Annotated in this window: 20 protein-coding genes; 9 read left to right on the top strand and 11 right to left on the bottom strand. The window is 42.7% G+C overall.

Annotated features, from left to right (window positions below):
- The first annotated feature begins 144 nt into the window (after positions 1 to 144).
- The 3 genes from QWZ08_RS10320 (at position 145) to QWZ08_RS10310 (ending at position 2,916) form a co-directional block, all read left to right on the top strand.
- Complete coding sequence (locus QWZ08_RS10320) at positions 145 to 912, top strand: M90 family metallopeptidase (RefSeq protein ID WP_290337326.1); 768 nt, start codon at positions 145 to 147, stop codon at positions 910 to 912.
- A 97-nt stretch (positions 913 to 1,009) separates the two neighbouring features.
- Positions 1,010 to 2,284 carry a MutS-related protein gene (locus QWZ08_RS10315; RefSeq protein WP_290337325.1) on the top strand — a complete coding sequence of 425 codons (1,275 nt, stop codon included), beginning with the start codon at positions 1,010 to 1,012 and terminating at the stop codon, positions 2,282 to 2,284.
- 254 nt (positions 2,285 to 2,538) lie between these two features.
- Complete coding sequence (locus tag QWZ08_RS10310; protein ID WP_290337324.1) at positions 2,539 to 2,916, top strand: hypothetical protein; 378 nt, start codon at positions 2,539 to 2,541, stop codon at positions 2,914 to 2,916.
- A gap of 75 nt (positions 2,917 to 2,991) precedes the next feature.
- On the opposite strand, the gene QWZ08_RS10305 is transcribed toward QWZ08_RS10310, so the two are convergent.
- A complete protein-coding gene (locus QWZ08_RS10305) occupies positions 2,992 to 3,762 on the bottom strand; it encodes a hypothetical protein (RefSeq protein ID WP_290337323.1) in 771 nt (256 codons plus the stop codon).
- An 18-nt stretch (positions 3,763 to 3,780) separates the two neighbouring features.
- On the opposite strand from QWZ08_RS10305, the gene QWZ08_RS10300 reads away from it, so the two are divergent.
- Positions 3,781 to 3,993 (top strand): hypothetical protein, encoded by a 213-nt coding sequence (locus tag QWZ08_RS10300; RefSeq protein WP_290337322.1) that lies wholly within the window; start codon positions 3,781 to 3,783, stop codon positions 3,991 to 3,993.
- A gap of 374 nt (positions 3,994 to 4,367) precedes the next feature.
- On the opposite strand, the gene QWZ08_RS10295 is transcribed toward QWZ08_RS10300, so the two are convergent.
- Both QWZ08_RS10295 and QWZ08_RS10290 read right to left on the bottom strand, forming a co-directional pair.
- Positions 4,368 to 5,921, bottom strand: a complete 1,554-nt coding sequence (locus QWZ08_RS10295) for a M20/M25/M40 family metallo-hydrolase (RefSeq protein ID WP_290337321.1) — start codon at positions 5,919 to 5,921, stop codon at positions 4,368 to 4,370.
- Between the two features lie 207 nt (positions 5,922 to 6,128).
- Positions 6,129 to 6,596 (bottom strand): hypothetical protein, encoded by a 468-nt coding sequence (locus QWZ08_RS10290; protein ID WP_290337320.1) that lies wholly within the window; start codon positions 6,594 to 6,596, stop codon positions 6,129 to 6,131.
- 238 nt (positions 6,597 to 6,834) lie between these two features.
- On the opposite strand from QWZ08_RS10290, the gene QWZ08_RS10285 reads away from it, so the two are divergent.
- The 3 genes from QWZ08_RS10285 to QWZ08_RS10275 all read left to right on the top strand — a co-directional run bounded on the left by QWZ08_RS10285 (position 6,835) and on the right by QWZ08_RS10275 (position 10,914).
- Positions 6,835 to 7,593 carry a cytochrome b/b6 domain-containing protein gene (locus tag QWZ08_RS10285; RefSeq protein WP_290337319.1) on the top strand — a complete coding sequence of 253 codons (759 nt, stop codon included), beginning with the start codon at positions 6,835 to 6,837 and terminating at the stop codon, positions 7,591 to 7,593.
- 1 nt (position 7,594) lies between these two features.
- Complete coding sequence (locus tag QWZ08_RS10280; RefSeq protein ID WP_290337318.1) at positions 7,595 to 8,338, top strand: molybdopterin-dependent oxidoreductase; 744 nt, start codon at positions 7,595 to 7,597, stop codon at positions 8,336 to 8,338.
- Positions 8,339 to 8,589: 251 nt separating this feature from the next.
- Positions 8,590 to 10,914, top strand: a complete 2,325-nt coding sequence (locus QWZ08_RS10275; protein WP_290337317.1) for a glycoside hydrolase family 3 protein — start codon at positions 8,590 to 8,592, stop codon at positions 10,912 to 10,914.
- A gap of 184 nt (positions 10,915 to 11,098) precedes the next feature.
- On the opposite strand, the gene QWZ08_RS10270 is transcribed toward QWZ08_RS10275, so the two are convergent.
- On the bottom strand, positions 11,099 to 12,418 hold the full coding sequence (locus tag QWZ08_RS10270; protein WP_290337316.1) for an amino acid permease: 1,320 nt from the start codon (positions 12,416 to 12,418) through the stop codon (positions 11,099 to 11,101).
- A gap of 423 nt (positions 12,419 to 12,841) precedes the next feature.
- Positions 12,842 to 13,345 (bottom strand): Hcp family type VI secretion system effector, encoded by a 504-nt coding sequence (locus tag QWZ08_RS10265; RefSeq protein WP_290337315.1) that lies wholly within the window; start codon positions 13,343 to 13,345, stop codon positions 12,842 to 12,844.
- A 45-nt stretch (positions 13,346 to 13,390) separates the two neighbouring features.
- Here QWZ08_RS10265 and QWZ08_RS10260 point away from each other — a divergent pair, with 45 nt between their 5' ends.
- A complete protein-coding gene (locus tag QWZ08_RS10260; RefSeq protein ID WP_290337314.1) occupies positions 13,391 to 13,522 on the top strand; it encodes a hypothetical protein in 132 nt (43 codons plus the stop codon).
- A 70-nt stretch (positions 13,523 to 13,592) separates the two neighbouring features.
- Here the strand turns inward: QWZ08_RS10260 and QWZ08_RS10255 are convergent, their stop codons facing one another.
- The 6 genes from QWZ08_RS10255 to QWZ08_RS10230 form a co-directional block, all read right to left on the bottom strand.
- The gene (locus QWZ08_RS10255) at positions 13,593 to 14,486 is read right to left on the bottom strand and encodes a PIG-L family deacetylase (RefSeq protein ID WP_290337313.1); all 894 of its coding nucleotides are present in this window, start codon (positions 14,484 to 14,486) and stop codon (positions 13,593 to 13,595) included.
- A 78-nt stretch (positions 14,487 to 14,564) separates the two neighbouring features.
- Positions 14,565 to 15,047, bottom strand: a complete 483-nt coding sequence (locus tag QWZ08_RS10250; protein ID WP_290337312.1) for a DUF4488 domain-containing protein — start codon at positions 15,045 to 15,047, stop codon at positions 14,565 to 14,567.
- A gap of 323 nt (positions 15,048 to 15,370) precedes the next feature.
- Positions 15,371 to 15,799, bottom strand: a complete 429-nt coding sequence (locus tag QWZ08_RS10245; RefSeq protein ID WP_290337311.1) for a response regulator — start codon at positions 15,797 to 15,799, stop codon at positions 15,371 to 15,373.
- A gap of 276 nt (positions 15,800 to 16,075) precedes the next feature.
- The gene (locus QWZ08_RS10240) at positions 16,076 to 16,456 is read right to left on the bottom strand and encodes a response regulator (protein WP_290337310.1); all 381 of its coding nucleotides are present in this window, start codon (positions 16,454 to 16,456) and stop codon (positions 16,076 to 16,078) included.
- 156 nt (positions 16,457 to 16,612) lie between these two features.
- The gene (locus tag QWZ08_RS10235) at positions 16,613 to 17,245 is read right to left on the bottom strand and encodes a response regulator (RefSeq protein WP_290337309.1); all 633 of its coding nucleotides are present in this window, start codon (positions 17,243 to 17,245) and stop codon (positions 16,613 to 16,615) included.
- Entirely contained in the window at positions 17,242 to 19,857 is a 2,616-nt protein-coding gene (locus QWZ08_RS10230; RefSeq protein WP_290337308.1) for a PAS domain S-box protein, read from the bottom strand. Before QWZ08_RS10230 ends, QWZ08_RS10235 begins: the two co-directional genes overlap by 4 nt.
- An 801-nt stretch (positions 19,858 to 20,658) precedes the next feature.
- Here QWZ08_RS10230 and QWZ08_RS10225 point away from each other — a divergent pair.
- On the top strand, positions 20,659 to 21,810 hold the full coding sequence (locus QWZ08_RS10225; RefSeq protein WP_290337307.1) for a sensor histidine kinase: 1,152 nt from the start codon (positions 20,659 to 20,661) through the stop codon (positions 21,808 to 21,810).
- The last annotated feature ends 7 nt before the right edge of the window (positions 21,811 to 21,817 follow it).

The following is a 21,817-nucleotide window of genomic DNA, read 5'->3' as shown; positions in this document are numbered from 1 at the left end:
GATGCCGCTTCAAAGCCGCTATCCAAAAAACAATTGTATGATTAAAATTATTCAGCAACACCTTCATTCATTTTTGTTAAGAGAATAAAATCGGCGATCACTTAATCCCTGAGTGCAAAAAAAGATGACTAATTTTACCCCACAATGCAAACTGTTAGTCTTGTTATTTTTGGCGCAATCATTTTATTTACCGCATTTAAATTACTAAAAAAGAAGGCCATCGTTCCTGTCGCAGCGCCTGCAGGTTTCAAGCAGGTGCTTACAGACCAGGTTCCATTTTATAATCAGCTTTCACCGCCGCAGCAACAGCAATTTCAGCAAAGGATGTTACAGTTTTTGGCGCAGGTTAAAATTACCGGTGTCAATGCTACAGTGGAAGATATTGACCGGATCTATATTTCAGCCAGCGCCATCATCCCCGTTTTTAATTTTGCCAACTGGGAATATTTTAACCTGCATGAGGTACTGCTGTACCCGGATTCGTTTGATGATGAATACAAGCAGGCTGGGGGCGGACGAAACATCCTTGGCATGGTAGGCAACGGAGCAATGAATCATGTAATGATATTGTCCCAACAGCAACTGCGCCAGGCATTCAGCAACGCATCAGGTAAAGAGAATACGGCCATTCATGAATTTGTGCACCTGATTGATAAAACGGACGGCGATATTGATGGCATACCCGCTTCGCTGCTGGACAAAAAATACGTACTGCCCTGGCTGCAACTGATGCATGCCGAAATCAGCCGCATCAAAGCAAATGATTCAGATATCAACCCTTATGGCATTACGAATGAATCCGAATTTTTTGCAGTAGCTGCCGAATATTTTTTTGAACGGCCGGATCTTTTTGCCGAAAAGCACCCGGCGTTATTTCTGCTGATGGAAAAAATATTCAGAGTGACTAATTAATGAGTTAATAATGTGGGCGTATAAAGGCTTTAATGATTTTTACCTACATTGTTATTTATTGGCATAGCAAAGATTGCCTTAACCAAGTTATCATTAAATGATCAACACACAGGATTTACATATTGAAGAGGATATAAGACCGTTGTTTGATTTTACCTACAATAGTTATTCCGGCGCTGAGGTAAAGGATATACTTACCAAAACGCTGGGCTCAAAAGAAGCCATCTTCAGGCGGCAGGAATTATTGAAAGGCTTTATCGCCAACCGCGAAATACTGAGTGATTATTCTTATTACCGGTTTAACCTGGCAGAGATATACGAATTCCTGGAGACGATTTTTGTTGGCTCCGTATCCACCCGCAACATGCGGTTAAAGTTTATGTTTTCTGATAAAGAACGGGAGAAAAAACGAGGCAAACTGATTTTGCTTGTCCGCCTTTTTTATGCCATCAATACAGATTATTTATCAAAGATTGATACAGGCGTTTTTCCGGCGACCTATGCAGCTGAACTGGAAGAGTTGAAGAAGTTCTTTGCGTCATTTGATTTGGAACGCTACGAAACCGCCTTCAATAAAAATAAATTCGGCACCAAACATATGGTGGAGCTAATGCTCATCATCACCCAAAAAATTGGCAATGGGGAGGCTGCCGCTTTTTGGAAAAGATGGTTTTTATTTGAAGCCTACCTGTCTGTAAGCACCGGTATTACCACGCACGGTTTTGTGTTTCCTGTTTTTGACGATGCCCAATTTTCACTTGCAGAATTTTATCATCCTGTATTGAAAAAGCCGGTGAAAAACGATATTACAGCCCGGCACAATGTGATATTGTTAACTGGCCCGAATATGTCTGGTAAATCTACCCTGTTAAAAGCGGTAAGCATATGCGTTTACCTTGCTCATGCCGGCCTTGCGGTACCTGCTGCAAAAGCTGCGATGCCGTTTTTCAGCACCATTTCTGTAGCCATCAATCTTACCGACAGCATTGTAAGTGGTTACAGTCATTTTATGTCAGAAATTATTACACTTAAAAATGTGCTTTTGGAGGCGAAGAATGACTCAAAATGTTTTGCTGTTTTTGATGAGTTGTTCAGGGGCACCAATATTGAAGATGCGCTGGAAATAAGCACAGCCACCATTAAAGGCCTGACGCATTTCCCCAATTCGTTATTTTTTATTTCCACCCATCTTCACCAGTTGAAAGACATGGAAGAAATAAAAACCAACAAAATAAATACCTGTTACATAGAATGTAACCTGGCCGACAATATTCCCGCATTTACCTACAAATTAAAAGAAGGTTGGAGCGACTTAAAATTAGGGCGTATCCTGTTTGAAAAAGAAGGTTTAAACAGGTTGCTTGCCAGGTAAATAATTGACAGAAAAATTTATTTTAGCTGGCAGCATTTGCTGATTGAAAGAGGCAGTATTCACCCTAATAATACCCGCCTCAGCAGCGAATTTTCTTGCCTGTTTTGTTAAAGCTTTTTTAAAAAATTTGCCCGCCACTTCTTACGTCGATGCATTTAAAATTCCCTTTGTTATTGAAAAGTTATTTGCTGTTTTTGATTGCAACTTTTAGCCCCTTTTTGCGTCTATAATGGTAAATAAAAAAAGGAGTATTTATGAAAAAGTCATTAATTGTGATGGTGGTTTCGTTACTGCTGGTGGGTTCCGTTTCTGCACAGCACATTCGCGGTGGCGGTCATTATTATCCGCCCCGCACCCGGGTGATTGTTTCAGGAGGCTTCTACCCCTATTATGGGCTTGGCCTCGGTGGTTTTTATCCTTATGGTTTATATCCGCCTAATTATGCTTATAGCAGGCCTTCAAAAATGACGATGCAGATAGAAGACATAAAAAACGATTATGCAGATAAAATCTGGTCGGTAAAGCATGATAAAAGTCTGCCCAGAAAAGAAAGAAAGGCGAAGGTACATGAGCTGAAGGCAGAACGGGACAATGAAATAAACGATCTGAAGCGAAACTACTACAAGTACTGAGTTTTCTCAGCCGGTAAATAAAAAAAAGCAAACCACACCAGGGTTTGCTTTTTTTATTTTAACCATCCGTTAAGCTTAGTGACGTTCTCCATTCCTTTTGTTTTTGTTCGTGGCTGGCCGTGGCGCTGGCCTTGGTTGCGCTGGTTGTATGGCTGGCCTTGTTGGCTTGGTTACTGGTCTTGTAACCGGTCTGGTTACAGGTCTCGTAACAGGTCTTGTGCCAGGTTGTACCGGTTTTGTAACCGGACGTTCTATCGATGGCCTTGTTGGGTTAACTGGTCTTGTGATGGGTCTTGGTTTATCAACCGGCTGAGTGGGCAGCCGGTTGCCTCCGGGGTTTCGTTTGTTAAATAATGCAACCCCCTGTTGCCTTGTTTCTGGCTTGGCGTAGGTGTTTCGGTAAACGCCGTTTTGCCTGTTATTAAATACTACTACTGAATGTACCCTGCGCTGGTTGAAATAAAAATCATTCCAGCGCTTATAGCGGCACACTGGCCAGCGGCGGTAATAACCAAAGTACCAGTTATTCCAGTTACTGTGATAGCCCCAGTAGGCATGCCAGAATAATAGGCGCCATGGATGCCAGTAAGATGGGTAATAATTCCAATACCAGGGTGAGCGCCAGATGGTGTACGTCGGCAAATAAATATAGCGTACCATTGGCCAGCTGGCGATAACAACAGTCGTAGTTTTTTGTACGGGGATTGGTTGCTCGTCAACTACAACAGTGTTGCCTGTATAACCGGGATTAGGCGTTTCTGTTGCCGCAATATTATCGTCTGCATTGGGCTCGATAATATAATCTTTACCATACAGTTCTTCATTGCCTATCAATTGTACCTGCACTTTTCCATCCGGATCTTTTTGTACTGTAAATACGGCTACATCCTATTTTTCAGTGGCGCTTACATCTACCTGCAGCACGATGGTATGTACATCGCCATCGGTGTTATCAATTACTTTTATGTAATCGGTTTTGTTATCGCCATTCAGATCAAGGTTATTGATTTCGCTATTTTCTTCATTGAGTTTTCTTTCAAAACCTTCCAGCGTTTCCGACTCCTGGAACAGTTTTAATACCGCAAATAAATTAAGGTTATCGCCGGGTAAATCCAGCTTGTCTTCTTTATCCTGGGCAAATAGTTTTGCGGCAATACAAATAAAAGCAACAAAAGGGGTAGGAGTAACTTTTTCATATTGCTTATTTTAATGGATGTGTCTGCATTGAGTGCATTGTCTTAAAGCGTTTACATTTTAAACCGATGCATTTAAAGTTTAAAATTGTATTTGAATGAAGTCGCTTCTACCGCAATACAAATTTTCTTCGCATCTACGCTTAGATAAAAGTTCAGTAAAGTGATAGAGTAAAAGAGTGCGACGCCACTGAAGCCAAATAGCAGTACCAAGGCCTGGCCCAAAAATCATTTTTATTCGGCATTGTTGTTTAACTGCTAGATAGGAAAATCAAAATCAAAAACAAATTTTTCTGCTTTAGGCAAAGGTTTACGCGGTAATTTTTCGTTGCGCATGGCCGTGTTATACACAAAGGCAGCCACAACTGCTGCGGCTTGCTGAAGATCTTCAATGCTCAGGTGATCGTATGTATCCATATTGCTGTGGTGCGTACGGGTTTCGTATTCCAGCGGATCCTGTATAAACTGAAAGGCCGGTATGCCAACCGCATCCAATGAAATATGATCAGTGCTGCCGGTATTACTTGCCGTGATACCGGTTGCACCCATCTCTGCAAAAGGCGCCAGCCAGGCCTTGAAAATTTCCCTCACGGCTTCATTGTTTTGCAAATAAATACCGCGGATTTTTCCGGAGCCATTGTCTAAGTTAAAGTAGGCGGAGATTTTTTGCTGCTCTGGTTTTAACTGCATGGTAGCCGGATCGCCGAAGTGTTTTTTTACATAACCGAAAGACCCAAACAAGCCCTGTTCTTCGCCGCCCCACAAAACGATGCGGATAGTGCGGCGGGGCTGTATGCCTAATGTTTTTAAAATGCGGATGGCTTCAAGCATTACAATACAACCGGCGCCATTATCAGTTGCACCGGTACCGCCCGCCCAGCTATCCAGGTGGCCGCCTAGCATGACCACTTCGCTTTTTAATGTTGGATCAGTACCGGGGATTTCCGCCACTACATTGTAACCTGTAAGGTCCTTATCATAAAAAGTATTCTGTACATTCATCTCTACTTCTACCTTTTTATGATCCTGCAATAAACGCATCATTTTTAAATAATCTTCCCTGCTGATTTTCATGGTAGGTAAAGCAGCTTCGAAACCTTTGGCATAGCCGGCACCACCATCCACAAATACAGTTCCGTCCCGGTTTCCGCGGCTGCTGAGTACCAGACCTGCAACTCCTTTTTTTGCCAGGTATAAGGTGGTGTAATAATCTTTTTTAATCATGGGCAGATATTGTTCCAATTGCTGCCGGGTGATCATGTAATCGTCGGGCAGGTTATTCAGCGCTGTATCTGCATACCTTGTTGCATACGGCTTGAAGGCATCGGGGATATTATTGGTGCTTGGTTTTATCATCACGATTTTTCCTTTTAAAGAAGCGCCTGCTTTATCAATCGAGGCTGAATCCAATTCATCCAGCATGATCAATTCGCTTTTGATTGGCTTGCCGGTGCTTTTACACCAGGGAACAGGGTAGGCGATGATATTTTCATAATAAGGCACTTTCATGGCAAGGGTTGCCTGTTCATTGCTCCAGCCTTTTCCAAATTCGCCCCAGGCTTCGCGGCCGGCATTTTGCAGTCCCCATTTTTTGCAGGTGGCTGTTACCCAGTCCAGCGCCCGGTTGTAGCCCGGTGAATTGGTTAAGCGAGGACCAATTACATCTGTAAGGTTGTGGGCAATCATCACAATCTGCGAGTTGTTTTTTTCTTCAGCTTTTATTTTTTGCATCATCGCTGTATCCACTATTTCCTGTGCGATGGCAATGTTAACAGTATACAGCATTGCTGCAAATGCGATCCATTTTTTCATGTATAAATGTTTGTTGTATGAGCTGTGGAGCGGGAGGTAATCTACCCTCAAGTTAAGGCTTCGGGGTTTATTTACAAAGCGGTTTTATTTTGTAAAACAGAAATTAATTATTGAAATCTGAAGTCCCAGATAAAATGGATTGTGTGCATAAGTAGAGCGCCGCCGCGACAGCAACTGGCCAGGAATATAGCAGAGCAATAATTGTGGTCAAATTTTATCGATCGATTTTTTTCTTTGTCTTACAAAATAAAGCAGGTAAGGCACCAGCAAAACAAGTTCCAGCCGAAGCCCGGAACTTGCACGTCCTGAGAAAATCAATGGTACAATCATTACATATATGCAGATTAAAATACCTGTCACGGCATCAACAATGGCAAGCAAATCAGCCCACTCTTTTTTGGTTATAAGTCCGAATGCAACGATGCCTTTTAATATGAATAACACGCTTATTAAAAGGCCGGTGAGTGACAATGGTCCATTGGCAACCATGCCATATAAAGAGAGCGTCATTTCCACTCCAAAAAAGCTAAGAACGAGTAATATGACTGCGGAGCCGCCGGTTAATAAAAACAGCCAGCTGAAAGCCCTGATCCACCAGGGAAGGATGCGGGTGCTTTTTATAAGCTCAATTTCTTCAACAAAGGAGTCTAATTGGTTTTGTTCGTTTTCATGCATGACCTGGACAATTACTATTGGTAGTTGAAGATAGGGAAAATTTGATTGAGGGATAATCAAAGCAGCGAGAAAAGATCAATAGGAATACTGTAAAAATTGTTTTTGGTTGACCTGGTAATGTAGTAATTCTCTATAGCTAATTATGATGCTTTGCAATTGGCCTCAATAGAGCGAAAACACATTTCCAAAAAAAATGTATATTTAGTAAGTCATTAAACTCAACATTCATCCATACGTAATGCACGCTTCCCAATCTTCACTGCCACCCGTCAAGCGCCACAGGCGCTGGGTAAAAAGTACGCACTGGATCATCACGCTGAGTTTTATGGTGCTGGCTTTTACGGGTTATGTAATTCTTATGAGTCATCCAAGGTTGTACTGGGGCGAAGTGGGAAACGATCTGACACCGGCCTTGTTCGAGCTGCCCATCAGCAGAAATTATCAGCATGGAGGCTGGGAGAAGAGCACAGCATTTTACAACGTTGCAGGTTCACCGGTAAGTGCAAGTCGTACGTATGATATTTTTAATCAGAATGGCTGGGGGAGAAGTCTTCATTTTTTGTCGGCCTGGTTCCTTATTGTAACTGGCCTGGTCTATTTACTTGCGGGATTTTTTACCCGTCATTTTAAAAGCGCTCTTTTACCGGCACCCGGCGAGTTTACACGGCTGGAGTTTTGGCGTGACATGGTCAGTCATGTGCGCATGCAAATTCCTGCAGCAGGCAAGGGGCCACAATATGGCCTGTTGCAGAAATGTACTTACCTGGCCGTGATATTTATTTTGCTGCCGCTGATGGTGCTGACAGGCCTGGCCATGTCGCCCGCTATCACGGCATCTTACCCGTTCCTTTTAACAATGTTTGGCGGTGGTCAGTCGGCCAGAACCATTCACTTCTTTGCATCGGTGTCACTCATCCTTTTTTTAGTGGTACATGTGGTGATGATCATCCGGTCGGGATTTAAACAACAAATAAGTGCCATGACATTTGGAAAATAACATGAAAAGAAAACACTTACTTACGAGGCGTACTGCCATTATCACCGGGCTAGGTTCGCTCGGCGGTTTGTTGCTGCCCGGCTGTACAAAAAAGTTGCCGCCCACTTATGGTAACCTGCTGCGCATGGGCGATGCGCTCACTTATATTGCGCAACGCTCCTTATTGCCGGGACAATCACTTGCCAAAGAATATGGCCATCACGAACTGTCCTCGTTCCCTGCGACAGGAACTACCAATCCGGCAGATAAATCAACGCCCACGTTCAGTGAAGCATACAGCCGGTTGAATACAAGTACATTCACCGATTGGCGGCTTTCGGTTGAAGGCAAGGTTGCGAAGCCCGGATTGTATTCGCTTGCTGATCTGCAACAATTTCCTGCCCGTACGCAAATTACGCGGCACAATTGTGAAGAAGGCTGGTCTGCCATTGGTGAATGGACCGGTGCGCCACTAACCCTGTTACTCCATCATGCCGGTATTTTGTCTACCGCACGCTTTGTCAATTTTTATGCGTACGATGGCTACATGGAGAGCATCGATATGCTGGACGCATTGCATCCTCAAACAATCTTAGCCTATGCGATGAATGGCAGCAGCTTGCCTCTGCCACATGGTGCGCCGCTTCGCCTTCGGGTAGAAAGGCAGATTGGGTACAAGAGCGTGAAGTACCTGCAACGCATTGTCGTGTCAGATGAATTTGTGGATATGGGGGATAGTGGATGGGCCTGGTATACGGGGATATGAAAACTGATCCATTGTTTTATTTACACTTGTCTTCGACTAGCCTGATGTGAATCCTGCGTGCAAAGCCAACTTCATTTATAATGCATCCTTAAACGTCCATTAGGCGTGATCCTGAGGTGGTAACAAGCTCAGTCAACAAAAAGAATTTTGTATATGCTCACGCAACCATTTAATAGTAAGGTGTAGAAAATTGTAGTAATTTAACAGCGTTTTTTAATAATTGCACAACATTACCAACACCCGCAATAGCCATGAAAAAATCAACGATCTGCTTTGCCGCAATTTGTTTGCTGCAAACATCCCGCCTGCAAGCCCAGCAATGGAGCGAAAAAATAAATGGTACCATCAGTACCGTTACTAACCCTAAAGGACAAACGCTGGGTTATTCCACTACCTCAGGAGTAAAATTAATTACGGTGAATGGCCTGGCGTTTAAGGATCTCAATAAAAACGGCAAGCTGGATCTATACGAAGACTGGCGTTTGCCGGTAGCTTTTCGTGCCAAGGACCTGGCAGCTCAGATGACCATTGAACAAATTGCAGGCCTGATGCTGTACAGCAGACACCAGCCAATTCCAAGCCCTGCGAAAGGTGTTTTTGCGGGCACCTATAACGGTAAACCGTTTCCTGAAAGCGGCGCTGCTGCGAGTGATTTAACCGATCAGCAAAAAGATTTTTTAACCAAAGACAATGTACGGCATGTGCTCGTAACATCGGTACAAAGTCCGGAAGTGGCTGTGCAATGGAACAACAACGTACAGGCCTTGACGGAGGGCATTGGCCTGGGTATTCCTGCCAACAACAGTTCCGACCCAAGGCATGGAACGGTTGCCAATGCAGAATTCAACGCAGGTGCCGGCGGTGCTATTTCCATGTGGCCCGGTTCACTCGGATTAGCTGCTACTTTCGATCCTGCTGTGGTGAAAAATTTTGGACACATTGCAGCACTGGAATACAGGGCCATGGGTATTGCGACGGCTTTATCTCCGCAAGTAGATATGGCAACGGAGCCCCGCTGGAACAGGTTCAGCGGCACGTTTGGCGAACATCCGAAACTGGCAGCTGATATGGCCCGTGCTTATATCGATGGATTTCAAACTTCGTTTGGAGATAAAGAAATCAATAGCGGCTGGGGATACAACAGTGTAAACGCCATGGTGAAACACTGGCCGGGCGGCGGCAGCGGCGAGGGGGGAAGAGATGCACACTATGGCTTCGGAAAATATGCGGTTTATCCCGGCAATAATTTCAGCCAGCATTTTACGCCGTTTACTGAAGGAGCTTTTAAGCTGAATGGTAAAACAGCGAAGGCTTCTGCTGTAATGCCCTATTACACGATATCGGTTAACCAGGATAGTAAGAACCACGATAATGTTGCCAACAACTACAATTCATACATCATCACCGATCTGCTGCGTAAAAAATACCATTATGATGGCGTTGTTTGTACTGACTGGCTGGTAACAGGTGATGAAGCGGCGGTAGATCTTTTTATCACCGGTAAATCATGGGGTACAGAAAAATTATCTGTTGCGCAAAGACATTATAAAATTCTGATGGCGGGTGTAGACCAGTTCGGCGGCAACAATGATGCAGTACCGGTAATTGATGCATACAACATGGGTGTAAAAGAACATGGCGAAGCATTTATGCGTGCCCGTTTTGAAGCATCTGCCGTGCGCCTGCTAACCAATATTTTTCACACCGGCTTATTTGAAAATCCTTACCTGGATGTGGAGGCTTCTAAAAATACAGTAGGTAATGCCGCCTTTATGAAAGCAGGGTATAATGCCCAGCTAAAGTCGATGGTGCTGCTGAAAAACAGCAACAAGGTATTGCCATTACAAAAACAGAAAACAGTGTATGTGCCGAAAAAATTCACGCCTGCCGGACGAAATTTTTTGGGAATGGAAACGCCGGAAAAGCTCGACTATCCGGTTAATATGAACATTGTAAAGAAGTATTTCAATACCATCGATAACCCCGAAGAAGCGGATTATGCTTTGGTGTTTATTGCCAGCCCCAACAGTGGTAATGGTTATAACAGCGAAGATGTGAAAGCTGGTGGAAATGGTTACCTGCCCATTAGTTTGCAGTATGGTGAATACAAGGCTACTGATGCAAGGGCAGTCAGCCTCGCAGGTGGTGACCAGTTTGAAAACTTTACCAACCGCAGTTACAAAGACAAAAATATTAAAGCCATCAACTTCACCGATCTGGCCATGGTGAATGACACCTACGTAAAGATGAAAGGCAAGCCGGTGATTGTTTCCGTAAACGTAAGCAACCCGATGGTGTTTGCTGAGTTCGAGAAAAATGCCAGCGCTATCTTAATCAACTTTGGTGTGCAGGACCAGGCGATATTGGACATATTAACCGGCAAAGCAGTGCCAGCTGGATTATTGCCCATGCAAATGCCCGCCAATATGCAAACGGTAGAAAAGCAAAAAGAAGATGTTCCGCTGGATATGCAATGCTACAAAGATGCCGCCGGCCATGTGTATGATTTTGGGTTTGGAATGAATTTTAACGGTGTAATAAAAGATGCGAGGACGCTGAAGTATACGAAGAAGTAGCGGAAGTTAAAATTCAAAAGTAAAAATTCAAAAATAAAAAAAGCTGGGCATCGGTGGGGTTTGCGCAACTGCTTGCATGTAATTGAAAGAAAAAATGAAGTAAAAATTCAAAAGTAAAAGCTTGCTGTATAGAGCAAACACGGCGCAAGCTTTCAACTTATATCTTACAACCCATAACTTATAACTACATTCTTTTCTTCCAAAGTATCATTGCATAAAATGGTAATCCTGCCAACAGCAATATAAATCCCCAGTACACAGGTTCCTGGCCGGAGCCGCCTATGGCCCACAATGAAAATAAAAAGGCCAATGAGGCGAGCAGGATGGCGGCGGGCCAATGGCCGGACGCCGCAGTTAATTTCCTTTGTAATTTAATCAGCACATAAGCTACGGTTGAAAAAAGATAGGATATCAGCACGGTGATGGTTGTAAGCAGGAGCAGGAACTTAAATTGTTCTGCCAGTCCTTTGGTGTAATTCATAATCATCAATATACTTACGAGTATGCTGCCGATTACAATGCCGGCTATGGGTACACCTTTTTTATTCACCTTACCAAAAATGGCCGGGAATAATTTGTCTTTTGAAATGGCATAGGGCGTTTGGCCCTGTATCAAAATCCACCCATTCAGTGCACCGAATGCAGCGATGGCCACGCCGCCGCTGACCCAATAGCGGGCGCTGCTGCCCCATAATAAAACGGCAGTATCTGCAAACGGCGTTAAGGAATGCGATAGTTTATCGGCAGGAATCATACCCATTACACTCACTGTGCTCAGTATATAGATAATGGCCGCCAGACCGGTTCCCAGCATGGTGGCACGGGAAATTGTTTTTTCAGGATTGTCTACACTGCCCGAGGGAATGGTAGCGCATTCAAGACCTGTGAAGGCAAAGAACGTAAAAGCTGTAGTAGCGGTAATGGCTGCTATTGAGGAAGTGCCGCTGGTATTGAAAGGCAAAAAATAGCTGATCTTTAAAAAAAATAAACCACCAATGGCCACTGCCAACAGGGGAATTATTTTAAGCACGGTTGTAACGAGTTGTACCACGCCGGAAGCGACAATGCCCAATGAATTGACCCAGGTGAGCAACCAGATAGTACCTAATCCTGTTGCAATGGCTGCAAGTGAATTGGTAGCCAGCATTGGAAAAAAAGTACTTAGCGCACTTACCAGTGAAACTGCGATGGCAGCATTGGTGCACCAGATGGAAATCCAGTAACCCCATGCAACCAGGAAGCCGGCAAAATCGCCCAGGCCTTCGCGGGAATACGCATAGGGACCGCCATCTGCCAGTGGCATCAGTTTACTTAAATTACTGAACACTTTTGCGAGTAAAAAAGCGCCGGCAGTTGCAAACACCCATCCAACTAAACTGATGCTGCCATAGGATGCAAGCGTGGCAGGCATTAAAAAAACACCGGCACCAATCATATTGCCAACAACCAGCGAAGTGCTGGTCCATAATCCTAATTTATTTTCCTTTGGTAGTTGATCCGGCATGGGCGGGCGTTTTTATTAGATATAGGGAAGATACAATTTTATGTTTACCCGCAACATAGCCAACCGCTTAGTCAATCGAAGATCAGGTTTTCGTGAATGATCCAATAAACAGCGTATATGCATTACCGTTATGTATGTAAAATGATCGGGGATACGGCACAAATATGGTTGCCAGATTTGATATTCGAAATTTATTATTGGAAGATTTATTTAGCGGCAATATTTGCAACCAGCACATGTCTTTTACTGCCACCAGGGCGCACTACAGGAAACGCATATACGCAATCAGGATAACCCTGTTACCGGGTATTGCATCATACGATACTAACAGGATTTTCTTAAATATACAGTTGCAAGTTAGGTTTGTACATGCTGTGTTATTACATGCAGGTGGATCTGGGACTGTCTGTCGGCACTAACAATTTAAGTAGTTTCGGTCCAGGAATCTTCGGCAACAATATTACCGTTTACCCAGGTCCATTGTATCTTTTGGTAAGTAAATGCCACTTCTTCGTATTCGGCAAATTTGGCCAGCTCGAAATTTTTATTGTTGAGCATCACACTTTTTATATCCATGATGTTGGCATTGGTTAAGCGCACTGTATAGTGGTTTACCTCCATGCCCGCAGCGCCGGTTCCAGCCTGTATATGTGGTGTAAAAAACTGCAGCTCCCAACTGGTGATGTTTTCATTGTTCACCAAAGCATTAAAAAGCAGTGGAGTGCTTTTATCTAATTCTTTTGTAATGATGAAGGGCCGGTGTTGTCTTTTACCCGTAGGTAAGCCGCTGGACGGGTCCCTGGGCGAAAATACTTCGTGCGTTACAGCAATTACCATTATTTTTCCTTCCCGGCCTTTTTGTGTTACACTTCCTTTTATTTCACCTTGCTTTTGACCCGTTAATTTTAAGTATGCGTTAAGTGCCATGATCGTTTGTTTTTAGACACTTAAGTTAACTATAAAATATTGCGAATGCAAGCGAACCGTGCGGTGATTTTTTACCGGGAAGCGATGCTTTATTTTGTTTTAAAAAAATTATTGTTTGCCGTTGAAATCAGGGGCAGCCTTCAATGTAAGAGCGCACAACAAGGAAGAAATGTATAAGCAGGTGATCTGCCGCGGCGGACAAATCGCAAGCATGTTCCCCATGACTTCTTCGCCTGGACAAATATTTTTATTGATTTGAAGAGAAACCGCTTTTTGTTAACTGGTCAAAAAGCTGCTTCGTTTTTGGTATGGCAGTATCATCATTGATATCAAAAAGCCGGAAGGTTTCTTTATCGCCCTTGTACAGCGGATTTTCCTGCATATCGCCCTGCGACTTGTAGGCGGCAATTACCCATTGGGCAATCACTTTATAAGATACCTGTTTGCCCTTGCCGAAATGAGTGGCTACATCCAGGTAAAATGAGGGCGCATTTTTCTTCATGATGGTTTCCGGAAAACCTTCCAGCATTGTAAAATCTTCCGGCTTTTCATCCAGGTAGGTGCTGCCTGCAAGTATCACTGGCCTGTGATTGCCCTTGTATCTTTTTAATGCTCTTAATGCCATGATGGCGGCCGTTTTATGATGACCGTGTTGCCCTGCATATGGCAGCATGGTAATTATAAAATCATAAGGTTGTGCGGCAAGAATCTGGTCCAGCTTTTTTTCAATAAAAGGCACATCCCAGTTTTGCCCGCTAACATACGGTACGGGGTTTAAATTATAATAATCATCCCGCTGATCGAAAAAATAATAGTTGCGAAAGCCCATTATATCGCCTGCTTCCATCATCTCTTTTTTCCGGATGCGGGGAAGCTCGGCACGGCCGACTGTGGAGTCGGTGAGGTTGAGTTTGTAATATACTGAACCCAGTTCTGATCCGTTAAAACCGCCCTGTCCATCTGTAATTAGAGCAAGGTCCACTGTGCCTTTTAGCTCATGGGTTATTTTGTAAAGTATGATAGGGAAACTTGTTTCATCATCCGGATGTGCATTTACAACCAACACCCGCGGGCCTGTTTGCGCGGTTGTGATGATGAAAAAAAAGAACAGGCTAAAGATAGTGGTGGCTAATTTTTTCATACGCAGGTTGTTGGTGCTGACAATTTGTATAAACTGAACTAAGATGGTTAACGACTTAAAGATGAACCATACCTGCGGTTACTTTTTTAACCTTACATACCGCTCTATATTGAGGCGGTTAATGCCGGCACCTTCCACCTTTTCAACACCTTGCTGAACGAGGGTGTCATTTTGTATGGTAATGGTAAAAGGGAAATCATTGCCTTCCCACTCCCGGTCGCTGCAATATTCCAGGTGCTCGGTATAAGTGCTGTCTTTAAGCGAATAGTAGCCGCCTCCTGCACCAAAAGAAGCCGTTGAGTCTTTGCCTTTGGTAAGATCGTGTTTTAAAAAAGCAAAGTGAGTATCGTTGATGATTTTAATGAAGGATACATTTTTGGTATACCAGGTAACCGTAGTATCGCCTTTTTCAATTGTGGTGCCGGAGATCAGTTGCCAGGTACCAATAATGGGCAGGGCGGTTTGGTGAACGGCATCTGATTGTTTTTTTGTTTCGCAGGCTAGCAGCAGTGTTGCACAGCTGACAAGGCCGCACATTAGCTTAGTGTATTGGGTCATCATTACAGGTTTGTTTTTTGAATGCTAAATATACGGAGTTCATTATCTAAAACAAGATATGACGGACGGTAAAATCAGGAGGGGTAGAAAGAGGGAAATTGTCATACACTACCAAAAGGCATCAGCAAGGGTTTTAGAGGTAAGCAAGTGTTATCAGGCTTAAAACACCGCTGATGGCCATTTTGGATAATGCAATCGGTTTTAAAAAAGAGTAACAGCCGTTTAAAGCTGGTCTAAAAAAATTACAAACACTTTTGCATCGCTTTATACACTTGAAGTGTAACGGTGTGCACAGGTAGCCAACTCACAGCAAACACCGCTGCCAGTTAACCTACCGTTAGTTTAACCATGCTAAGCCAAAAATTTTCAATGGCATGCATTATCTTAAAGTAGTCGCTTATCTCATCCGGCTTGGTGATAAAACAATTGGCATGTTGGTTATAGGCTCTGCGAACATCCTTTGGATTAGAGGAGGTACTGAGCACAATAACCGGGATATGTTTTAAGTGCTCGTTTCTTTTAATAAATTCCAACACTTCATAACCGTTCTTTTTTGGCAAGTTAATATCCAGTAATATAATATCTGGTAAATTTTTAATTGCAGCATCCAATATGATTGCTAAAAATTTAATCGCTTCATCCCCGTCCCTGGTAATGCTGATTTTATTTACCCGCCCCATCTGTTCAATTGCTTCTGTTGCAATCAGGATGTCACCTTCATTGTCTTCCACCAGTAAAATATGAAATGGTTTCATAAGCTGCTTTTTCTTTACTTAATACAAAATTCCTTTGGTGGCATGAGGAGCATCGGTTCCAACTACAACAAACCTCCAGCAACAACTGTGGGGTTCAAACTGCAGGCTTGTAGTGCACCATTTATTTATCCGGCTAACTTTACAGTATACCACCGCCGCATAAAAAAAAGATTAAAAAAATGCACCAACCGTAAACTTTGGCTGAGTAAATAACCCGGCAATGTTTTTAACAGTTGATGCCTTTTGTATAGCTGGCTTTTCATGGTGGTAATTAATTTAATAGGGCCGTTTTAATCTGCTGTCCACGATGCTGTACATTATTTGCGGTATTTCCTGGTAATGATGGTACAGGTCGCAAAAAAAATCAGCACCCAGCAAACGGCATTTCTCCTCTTTATCAGCATCCTCTATAATCGATATCATAATCACCGTAGTATCTTTTTTCAATTGTTTAAAAGCTGCCAGTAGCTGGATAGAATGATTACCGGGTAACCCTTCGTCCAGAAAAACTGCATCTGGCTGATGCGTGATATAAAGGTGAATAGCTTCGTCGTATGTAATTGCAGTATATACCGTACTGGCAATTGTTGTTTCCGAAAGCATTTCTTCCAGCCGTTCGATAATATCAATTGAGCTGTCAACAATTAGCACCTTCATGAGCCGCAATTTGGTAATTGCAAAGTACCCACATAAAAAAACTGCTTTTGATAGTAGGCGTTGCTTTTATAGCATAGTATAAAACAGGGTGTTGGGCATAGTAGTTATACTATTCAGTGCCGTGCAGCTATGGACGTGCAAATGCCAGAATAAGTTTTAAATATCTGTAATGATGTGGTGGGTGATGGCATAACGGGTAAGATCGGAGTTGGTAGATAATTTTAATTTATCCATTATTTTTCCCCTGTGGGTACTTACCGTTGTAAGCGCCAGCGAAAGCAGGGCTGCAACCTGGGTTAGTGTTTTTCCGTTGGCAAGTAATTTAAATATTTCAAATTCGCGGTTACTTAACAACTCATGCGGCTCCTTGTTAACTCCATGGCTGTTTAATAATTTCTCGGCTATTTCCGGTGTTATATGCTTTTTACCCCGGCCGATCCGCTCAATGGCTTTTATTAATTCATACGGTGCAGCGTTTTTATTCAAAAAACCGGCTGCGCCTGCCTTTAATACCCTTATAGCATACAGCTCCTCAGTAAAAATGCTAAGTATCAATACCGGCAACCCGGGCTTAATCTGTTTAATTTGTTCCAATGCTTCCAGACCGCTTCTGCCCGGCATATCCAGGTCGGATATCACGAGGTCAAAATCGTTTTTCATTACCGCATTCACCAGCGATTCCCCGTCTTCCACCTCTGTTATTTCAACGCCAGGGTATTCATCTTTCAGTATCTGTATAATTCCCAAACGAACAAAGCTGTGATCATCTGCAATAATAATGCGTCTCATCCTACTGATTTATTTTTTAACGGTAAGCTGAAGGCAATTTTTGTTCCTTTGCCTGCCGTACTTGTAATGTCAAAGATACCACCCTGGGAAATTACCCGTTCTTTCATTCCTAAAATACCAAATGATTTTCCATACTGGATGGACGCAATATCAAAACCAATGCCGTCATCTGTTATTGATACATGAACGGTATTGTGCGTAGTACTTAGCCGCATCATCACATTATTGGCTTGTGCATAACGGGTAATATTGGTAAAACTTTCCTGGCAAGCTCTAAAAATGCAATTGGCAACCTGCTCGGTTACATTTATTTCCCCGGCTTCATCCAGCAAGTGCACCGGAATGCCTGTTGTGTCTGTAAATTGTTTCGCCAGTTTGGCGATGGCATCCGTAAGGCCATAATCATCCAGCATCAATGGCCGCAGTTCAGTCAGTATTCTTCTTACTGCCTGGTTGCTGCCATTCAATAACTGGATAATGTTTTTTAATTTCATTTTTACCAGTACATTTTCTTCCGGAATTTTTTTATCAATCCAGGCAACGTCCATATTAATGGCCGTTAATTGCTGACCCAGTTCATCATGTATTTCGCGGCCAATCTTTTTCCTTTCTTCTTCGCGTATGTTTTGCAGGTGATCTGTTAAGCGCCGCAATTTTTCTGTTGTTAGTTTAATTTCTTCCTGAACTTTTGTACGTTCTGTAAAATCTATCGCTACACCAGCCAGGCACACGTCGCCTTCATATTCAACCGTTTTGGCGGTGAAATAATAGGGGATTTTTTCACCTGTTTTTAAAAGAAGATCAGCCTGTACTGCATCTGCTCCAGTTTGCAGCGTGTTGGCTATTTTTTCAGCAATCATTGGTTTATCGCTGTCATCATAAAAATCCAGCGGGTGCATCCGGGCAATTTCTTGAGGTGTATACTTCGTTACATTTTCCATGTTCTTGCTCCAACGTAAAAATTTACCTGCTTTATTGTAAAGAAAAAAAATGCTCGGCAGGCTATTGATGATGGAATCGGATAATTCTTTTTCTTTTGCAATGGCATTCTCCGCATTTTTCAAAGCAGTAATATCGGTTGCCGTACCAACATATCCAATGGTTTCACCGGTAGCATCTTTTTCCGGGGAGGCTTGTCCCAACACCCACCTGACAGAGGTATCGTTATGCACAAAACGGTATTCCATTGAAGAAGGCTGGTGATTTTTTGTAGCTTCCTGCCAATTGGCCAGCACGTTAGTCCTATCGTGTTCATGAACAGCCTGCAGCCAGCCATTTCCCAATGCTTGTTCAGCAGGCAAACCTGCAATCTGGCACCACCTGGGATTAACGAAAGTAGTGTTACCCGATTCATCTGTATGAAAAATGCCGACAGGAGAAATTTCAGTAAGCATCGTGTATTGCTGTTTACTTTTTAATACCATTGCTTCCGCTTCGGTACGTAATTTTTCTCTTTCAAAAATTTCCAGTCCGAATGAGATGTCTTCTGTTACTTCCAGCAGTAAATCAATTTCTTCTTTACTAAAAAAATTTTTTACAGCAGCATATAAAGAAAAAGCACCAATGACCTTGCCTGATTTTTTTATTGGTAAAGCGATAGAAGATAAGTACCCATGGTCAAGGGCCGAAATTCGCCAGGGTGCCATTTCAGGTGCAGTTTGTATATCGTTGCAAACAACGTGCATGCCCTGCCTGATAGCAGTACCTGTTGGTCCATGAGATTGCGAGCCATTTGCGGTGGCAGGAATAGACAGATTAGCAAGATAATCTTTTCCATTGCCTGCATATACTGCTGGTACAAGGTATTGGCTGGCTTCATCTGTTAAACCTATCCATGCCATTTTAAATTGCCCGATATCAACTGCAATCCGGCATACTTCATTAAAAAGACTTGCTTCGTCAGATAATTTTACAATTACCTGGTTAACCTGGCTTATAAAAAGGTATAGGCGATTTGCTTTGATGATTTTTTCTTCTGATTCTTTTTGCCTGGTAGCATCATGCAAATTGATTACAATTCCACCCACATGCGGATCATTCAACATATTTTTCACGGTCCCTTCCAGCCAGATATAGTGGCCTTCCTTATGTTTCAACCTGGTTACAACCGGCAGTACCTCGCCTTGATGGGCGATTGAATTTGTAATCATTTTTTTCAGGGGCTCCCAATCTTCGGGATGTACGTACTGCTTTGGAATACTGGCAATGTCTTCATTCGTCCAGCCAGTAATGCGGGCGGCAGACGAACTGCGGAAAAGGAAATTGAAATTTTTATCAATCAGCGCAGTGATGCCCTGGCTATTTTGTATCAGTGCCTGGAATCGTTTTTCCACAAGGTCCGGTGCTGGTACATTGGCTTTTCCTTCAAGCGGCAGCTCATCGGTTGTATTATCGTTATTAGGCAATGAGGTTGAAAAATGCCGTATTGCTTTATTAATAAAAAAGATAGCTGCCAGCAGCAGTAAAAATGCCGCTAATGGCAACACGTTGTTTAACCAGTAACCTTTTTTTTCAAATCCCGGCAGTATAAAAACAACAATGGTAGCAATGGCAAGAAAAAGCAGGAACCTGATTAGCCGAAGCTGTTGATTGCGTGATGACAAGGGTTTCATAAAATTGACAATTTTCAGCCATGCAAAAAGACTGCACTGTAATATAACTTATGTAGCCTGTTCAATTGTAGTACTTTAAAGTTAAGCATAAATTCACATTTAATTTATTTATCTGCGGGTAACAGTCAGGCGCTATCGATAAAACGGAATCAGCGCTGCAAAACACAGATCCATCGCTCTATGATAAAATTATTTGTAATACCCGTTTTAATTCCTGCCAGCGTAAATGAAATGTTCCTTAAATGTTGCACTGATACTGCGACTCCAACTGATAATTTCTGGAGGGGGCCTTCCCGGCGATCAGCTTCAAACTGGTAACCACTTTTACCTTTTCTGATTTCAGCAATCCGGTAAACGTTATTTTTATAAATTACCCGGTGGTTGGATTATTGAAACAGTCAACTTGTTTTTTTGTAGTACCGGCAATTTTTTATGCCGTCACCGGCCATAATCATCACCTTATTGACGACAGCAGTCAGAATAAACACCCCCGCACGACAATGGTATGCAGGAAGCGCCATAGTATCGCGTGTTCATGGGTGTCTGACAATGTGTTGTGTAAGTTTAAACCCTTTTCAGCCAGCTGATAGAGCCAGTGTCAAAAGTAAGCCGACCATTAACAAATCCCTTTTTTGTACGGAATATTTGTTACAAGTCTGCAAAGCCCGGTAGAACAGGTTGCCGCGACGGAAAATCCTTGTACAGTTGGGGCTTTATTAGATACAATGGATTGCCTGCCTTTTCTTTAATAATAATTGTTGTAGCAGTTTTTAAAGATTACCTTTAAAACAAACCTGCATTATGGATCGCATAAGTAAATCCGACGAGTTAATTAATGTTAACAAGGAACTTGCATTTCAGAAGGAAGAAAAAAAGCAACGGGCGGCAGAATTAGCCATTGCAAATAAGGAACTGGTTTTTCAAAATGCGGAAAAAGGAAAACGTGCAGAAGAACTGGTGATTGCTAACAAAGAACTGCTCTTTCAAAATGAAGAGAAAGAGAAACGTGCAGAAGAATTAGTGATCGCCAATAAAGAACTGCTCTTTCAAAATGAAGAAAAAGAGAAACGTGCTGCCGAGCTGATCATCGCCAACAAGGAACTTGTTTTTCAAAATGCAGAGCGGGAAAAAAGAGATGCAGAATTAGTGATAGCGAATAAAGAGCTCATATTTCAAAACCAGGAGAAAGAAAAACGTGCTGCCGAATTAGTTATCGCAAATGCGGAACTGGTGTTCCAAAACGACCAAAAGGAAAAGATGACCACCGACTTAATTCAGCGCAATAAAGACCTGGAACAATTTACCTATATTATTTCTCACAACCTGCGGGCCCCGGTAGCTAATATCATTGGCCTTTCTTACCGGCTTCAGCAAACAGGCCTTCCGGATGATTTGAGAAGCCAGATAGGCGCCGGCCTTTCTACATCAGTTACCAAACTGGATGAAGTGATCAGGGACCTGAATGATATTTTAAAAATAAGGCAGAAGGTGGATGAAAGTAAACAGTTAATCAACTTTGCAAAGTTTGCCGCAGATATTCAGCTGAGTATTGAAAAAATGATTGAGCATGAGAAGGCTGTTATTTTGTGGAATTTTACAGCAGCCGAAGAAATTGTTACCATCAAAAGCTACCTGCACAGTATTTTCTTTAACCTTATTTCCAATAGTTTAAAATACAGGCAGCCGGAAGTGCCACCCATGATAAAAATTACCAGCAGTAGAGAAAATGACAAAATTGTTTTGCTGTTTGAAGATAACGGAATTGGGATTGACCTTTCAAAAGTGGGGGAGCATGTATTTGGATTGTACAAACGCTTTCATACTGACAAGGCCGATGGAAAGGGAATGGGACTTTATATGGTAAAAACACAGGTAGAATCTATGGGTGGAAAAATCAGCATCAGTAGCGAGGTAAATGCAGGCACACAATTTAGAATTGAATTTAATTCCTGATAAATCC

It is taken from the genome of Ferruginibacter paludis (genome assembly GCF_030409685.1).
In the GTDB taxonomy this organism is placed as follows: Bacteria; Bacteroidota; Bacteroidia; order Chitinophagales; family Chitinophagaceae; genus Ferruginibacter; species Ferruginibacter paludis.
Note: the sequence above shows the minus strand (reverse complement) of the source record. Positions and strands in the feature narration are given on the sequence as shown.

What these genes read in the sequence shown, in the direction of transcription:
- QWZ08_RS10320 (WP_290337326.1), top strand. Translation starts at nt 145, where the DNA reads ATGCAAACTGTTAGTCTTGTTATTTTTGGCGCAATCATTTTATTTACC.
- QWZ08_RS10315 (WP_290337325.1), top strand. Translation starts at nt 1,010, where the DNA reads ATGATCAACACACAGGATTTACATATTGAAGAGGATATAAGACCGTTG.
- QWZ08_RS10310 (WP_290337324.1), top strand. Translation starts at nt 2,539, where the DNA reads ATGAAAAAGTCATTAATTGTGATGGTGGTTTCGTTACTGCTGGTGGGT.
- QWZ08_RS10295 (WP_290337321.1), bottom strand. Translation starts at nt 5,921, where the DNA reads ATGAAAAAATGGATCGCATTTGCAGCAATGCTGTATACTGTTAACATT.
- QWZ08_RS10290 (WP_290337320.1), bottom strand. Translation starts at nt 6,596, where the DNA reads ATGCATGAAAACGAACAAAACCAATTAGACTCCTTTGTTGAAGAAATT.
- QWZ08_RS10285 (WP_290337319.1), top strand. Translation starts at nt 6,835, where the DNA reads ATGCACGCTTCCCAATCTTCACTGCCACCCGTCAAGCGCCACAGGCGC.
- QWZ08_RS10280 (WP_290337318.1), top strand. Translation starts at nt 7,595, where the DNA reads ATGAAAAGAAAACACTTACTTACGAGGCGTACTGCCATTATCACCGGG.
- QWZ08_RS10275 (WP_290337317.1), top strand. Translation starts at nt 8,590, where the DNA reads ATGAAAAAATCAACGATCTGCTTTGCCGCAATTTGTTTGCTGCAAACA.
- QWZ08_RS10270 (WP_290337316.1), bottom strand. Translation starts at nt 12,418, where the DNA reads ATGCCGGATCAACTACCAAAGGAAAATAAATTAGGATTATGGACCAGC.
- QWZ08_RS10265 (WP_290337315.1), bottom strand. Translation starts at nt 13,345, where the DNA reads ATGGCACTTAACGCATACTTAAAATTAACGGGTCAAAAGCAAGGTGAA.
- QWZ08_RS10260 (WP_290337314.1), top strand. Translation starts at nt 13,391, where the DNA reads ATGCAAGCGAACCGTGCGGTGATTTTTTACCGGGAAGCGATGCTTTAT.
- QWZ08_RS10255 (WP_290337313.1), bottom strand. Translation starts at nt 14,486, where the DNA reads ATGAAAAAATTAGCCACCACTATCTTTAGCCTGTTCTTTTTTTTCATC.
- QWZ08_RS10250 (WP_290337312.1), bottom strand. Translation starts at nt 15,047, where the DNA reads ATGATGACCCAATACACTAAGCTAATGTGCGGCCTTGTCAGCTGTGCA.
- QWZ08_RS10245 (WP_290337311.1), bottom strand. Translation starts at nt 15,799, where the DNA reads ATGAAACCATTTCATATTTTACTGGTGGAAGACAATGAAGGTGACATC.
- QWZ08_RS10240 (WP_290337310.1), bottom strand. Translation starts at nt 16,456, where the DNA reads ATGAAGGTGCTAATTGTTGACAGCTCAATTGATATTATCGAACGGCTG.
- QWZ08_RS10235 (WP_290337309.1), bottom strand. Translation starts at nt 17,245, where the DNA reads ATGAGACGCATTATTATTGCAGATGATCACAGCTTTGTTCGTTTGGGA.
- QWZ08_RS10230 (WP_290337308.1), bottom strand. Translation starts at nt 19,857, where the DNA reads ATGAAACCCTTGTCATCACGCAATCAACAGCTTCGGCTAATCAGGTTC.
- QWZ08_RS10225 (WP_290337307.1), top strand. Translation starts at nt 20,659, where the DNA reads ATGGATCGCATAAGTAAATCCGACGAGTTAATTAATGTTAACAAGGAA.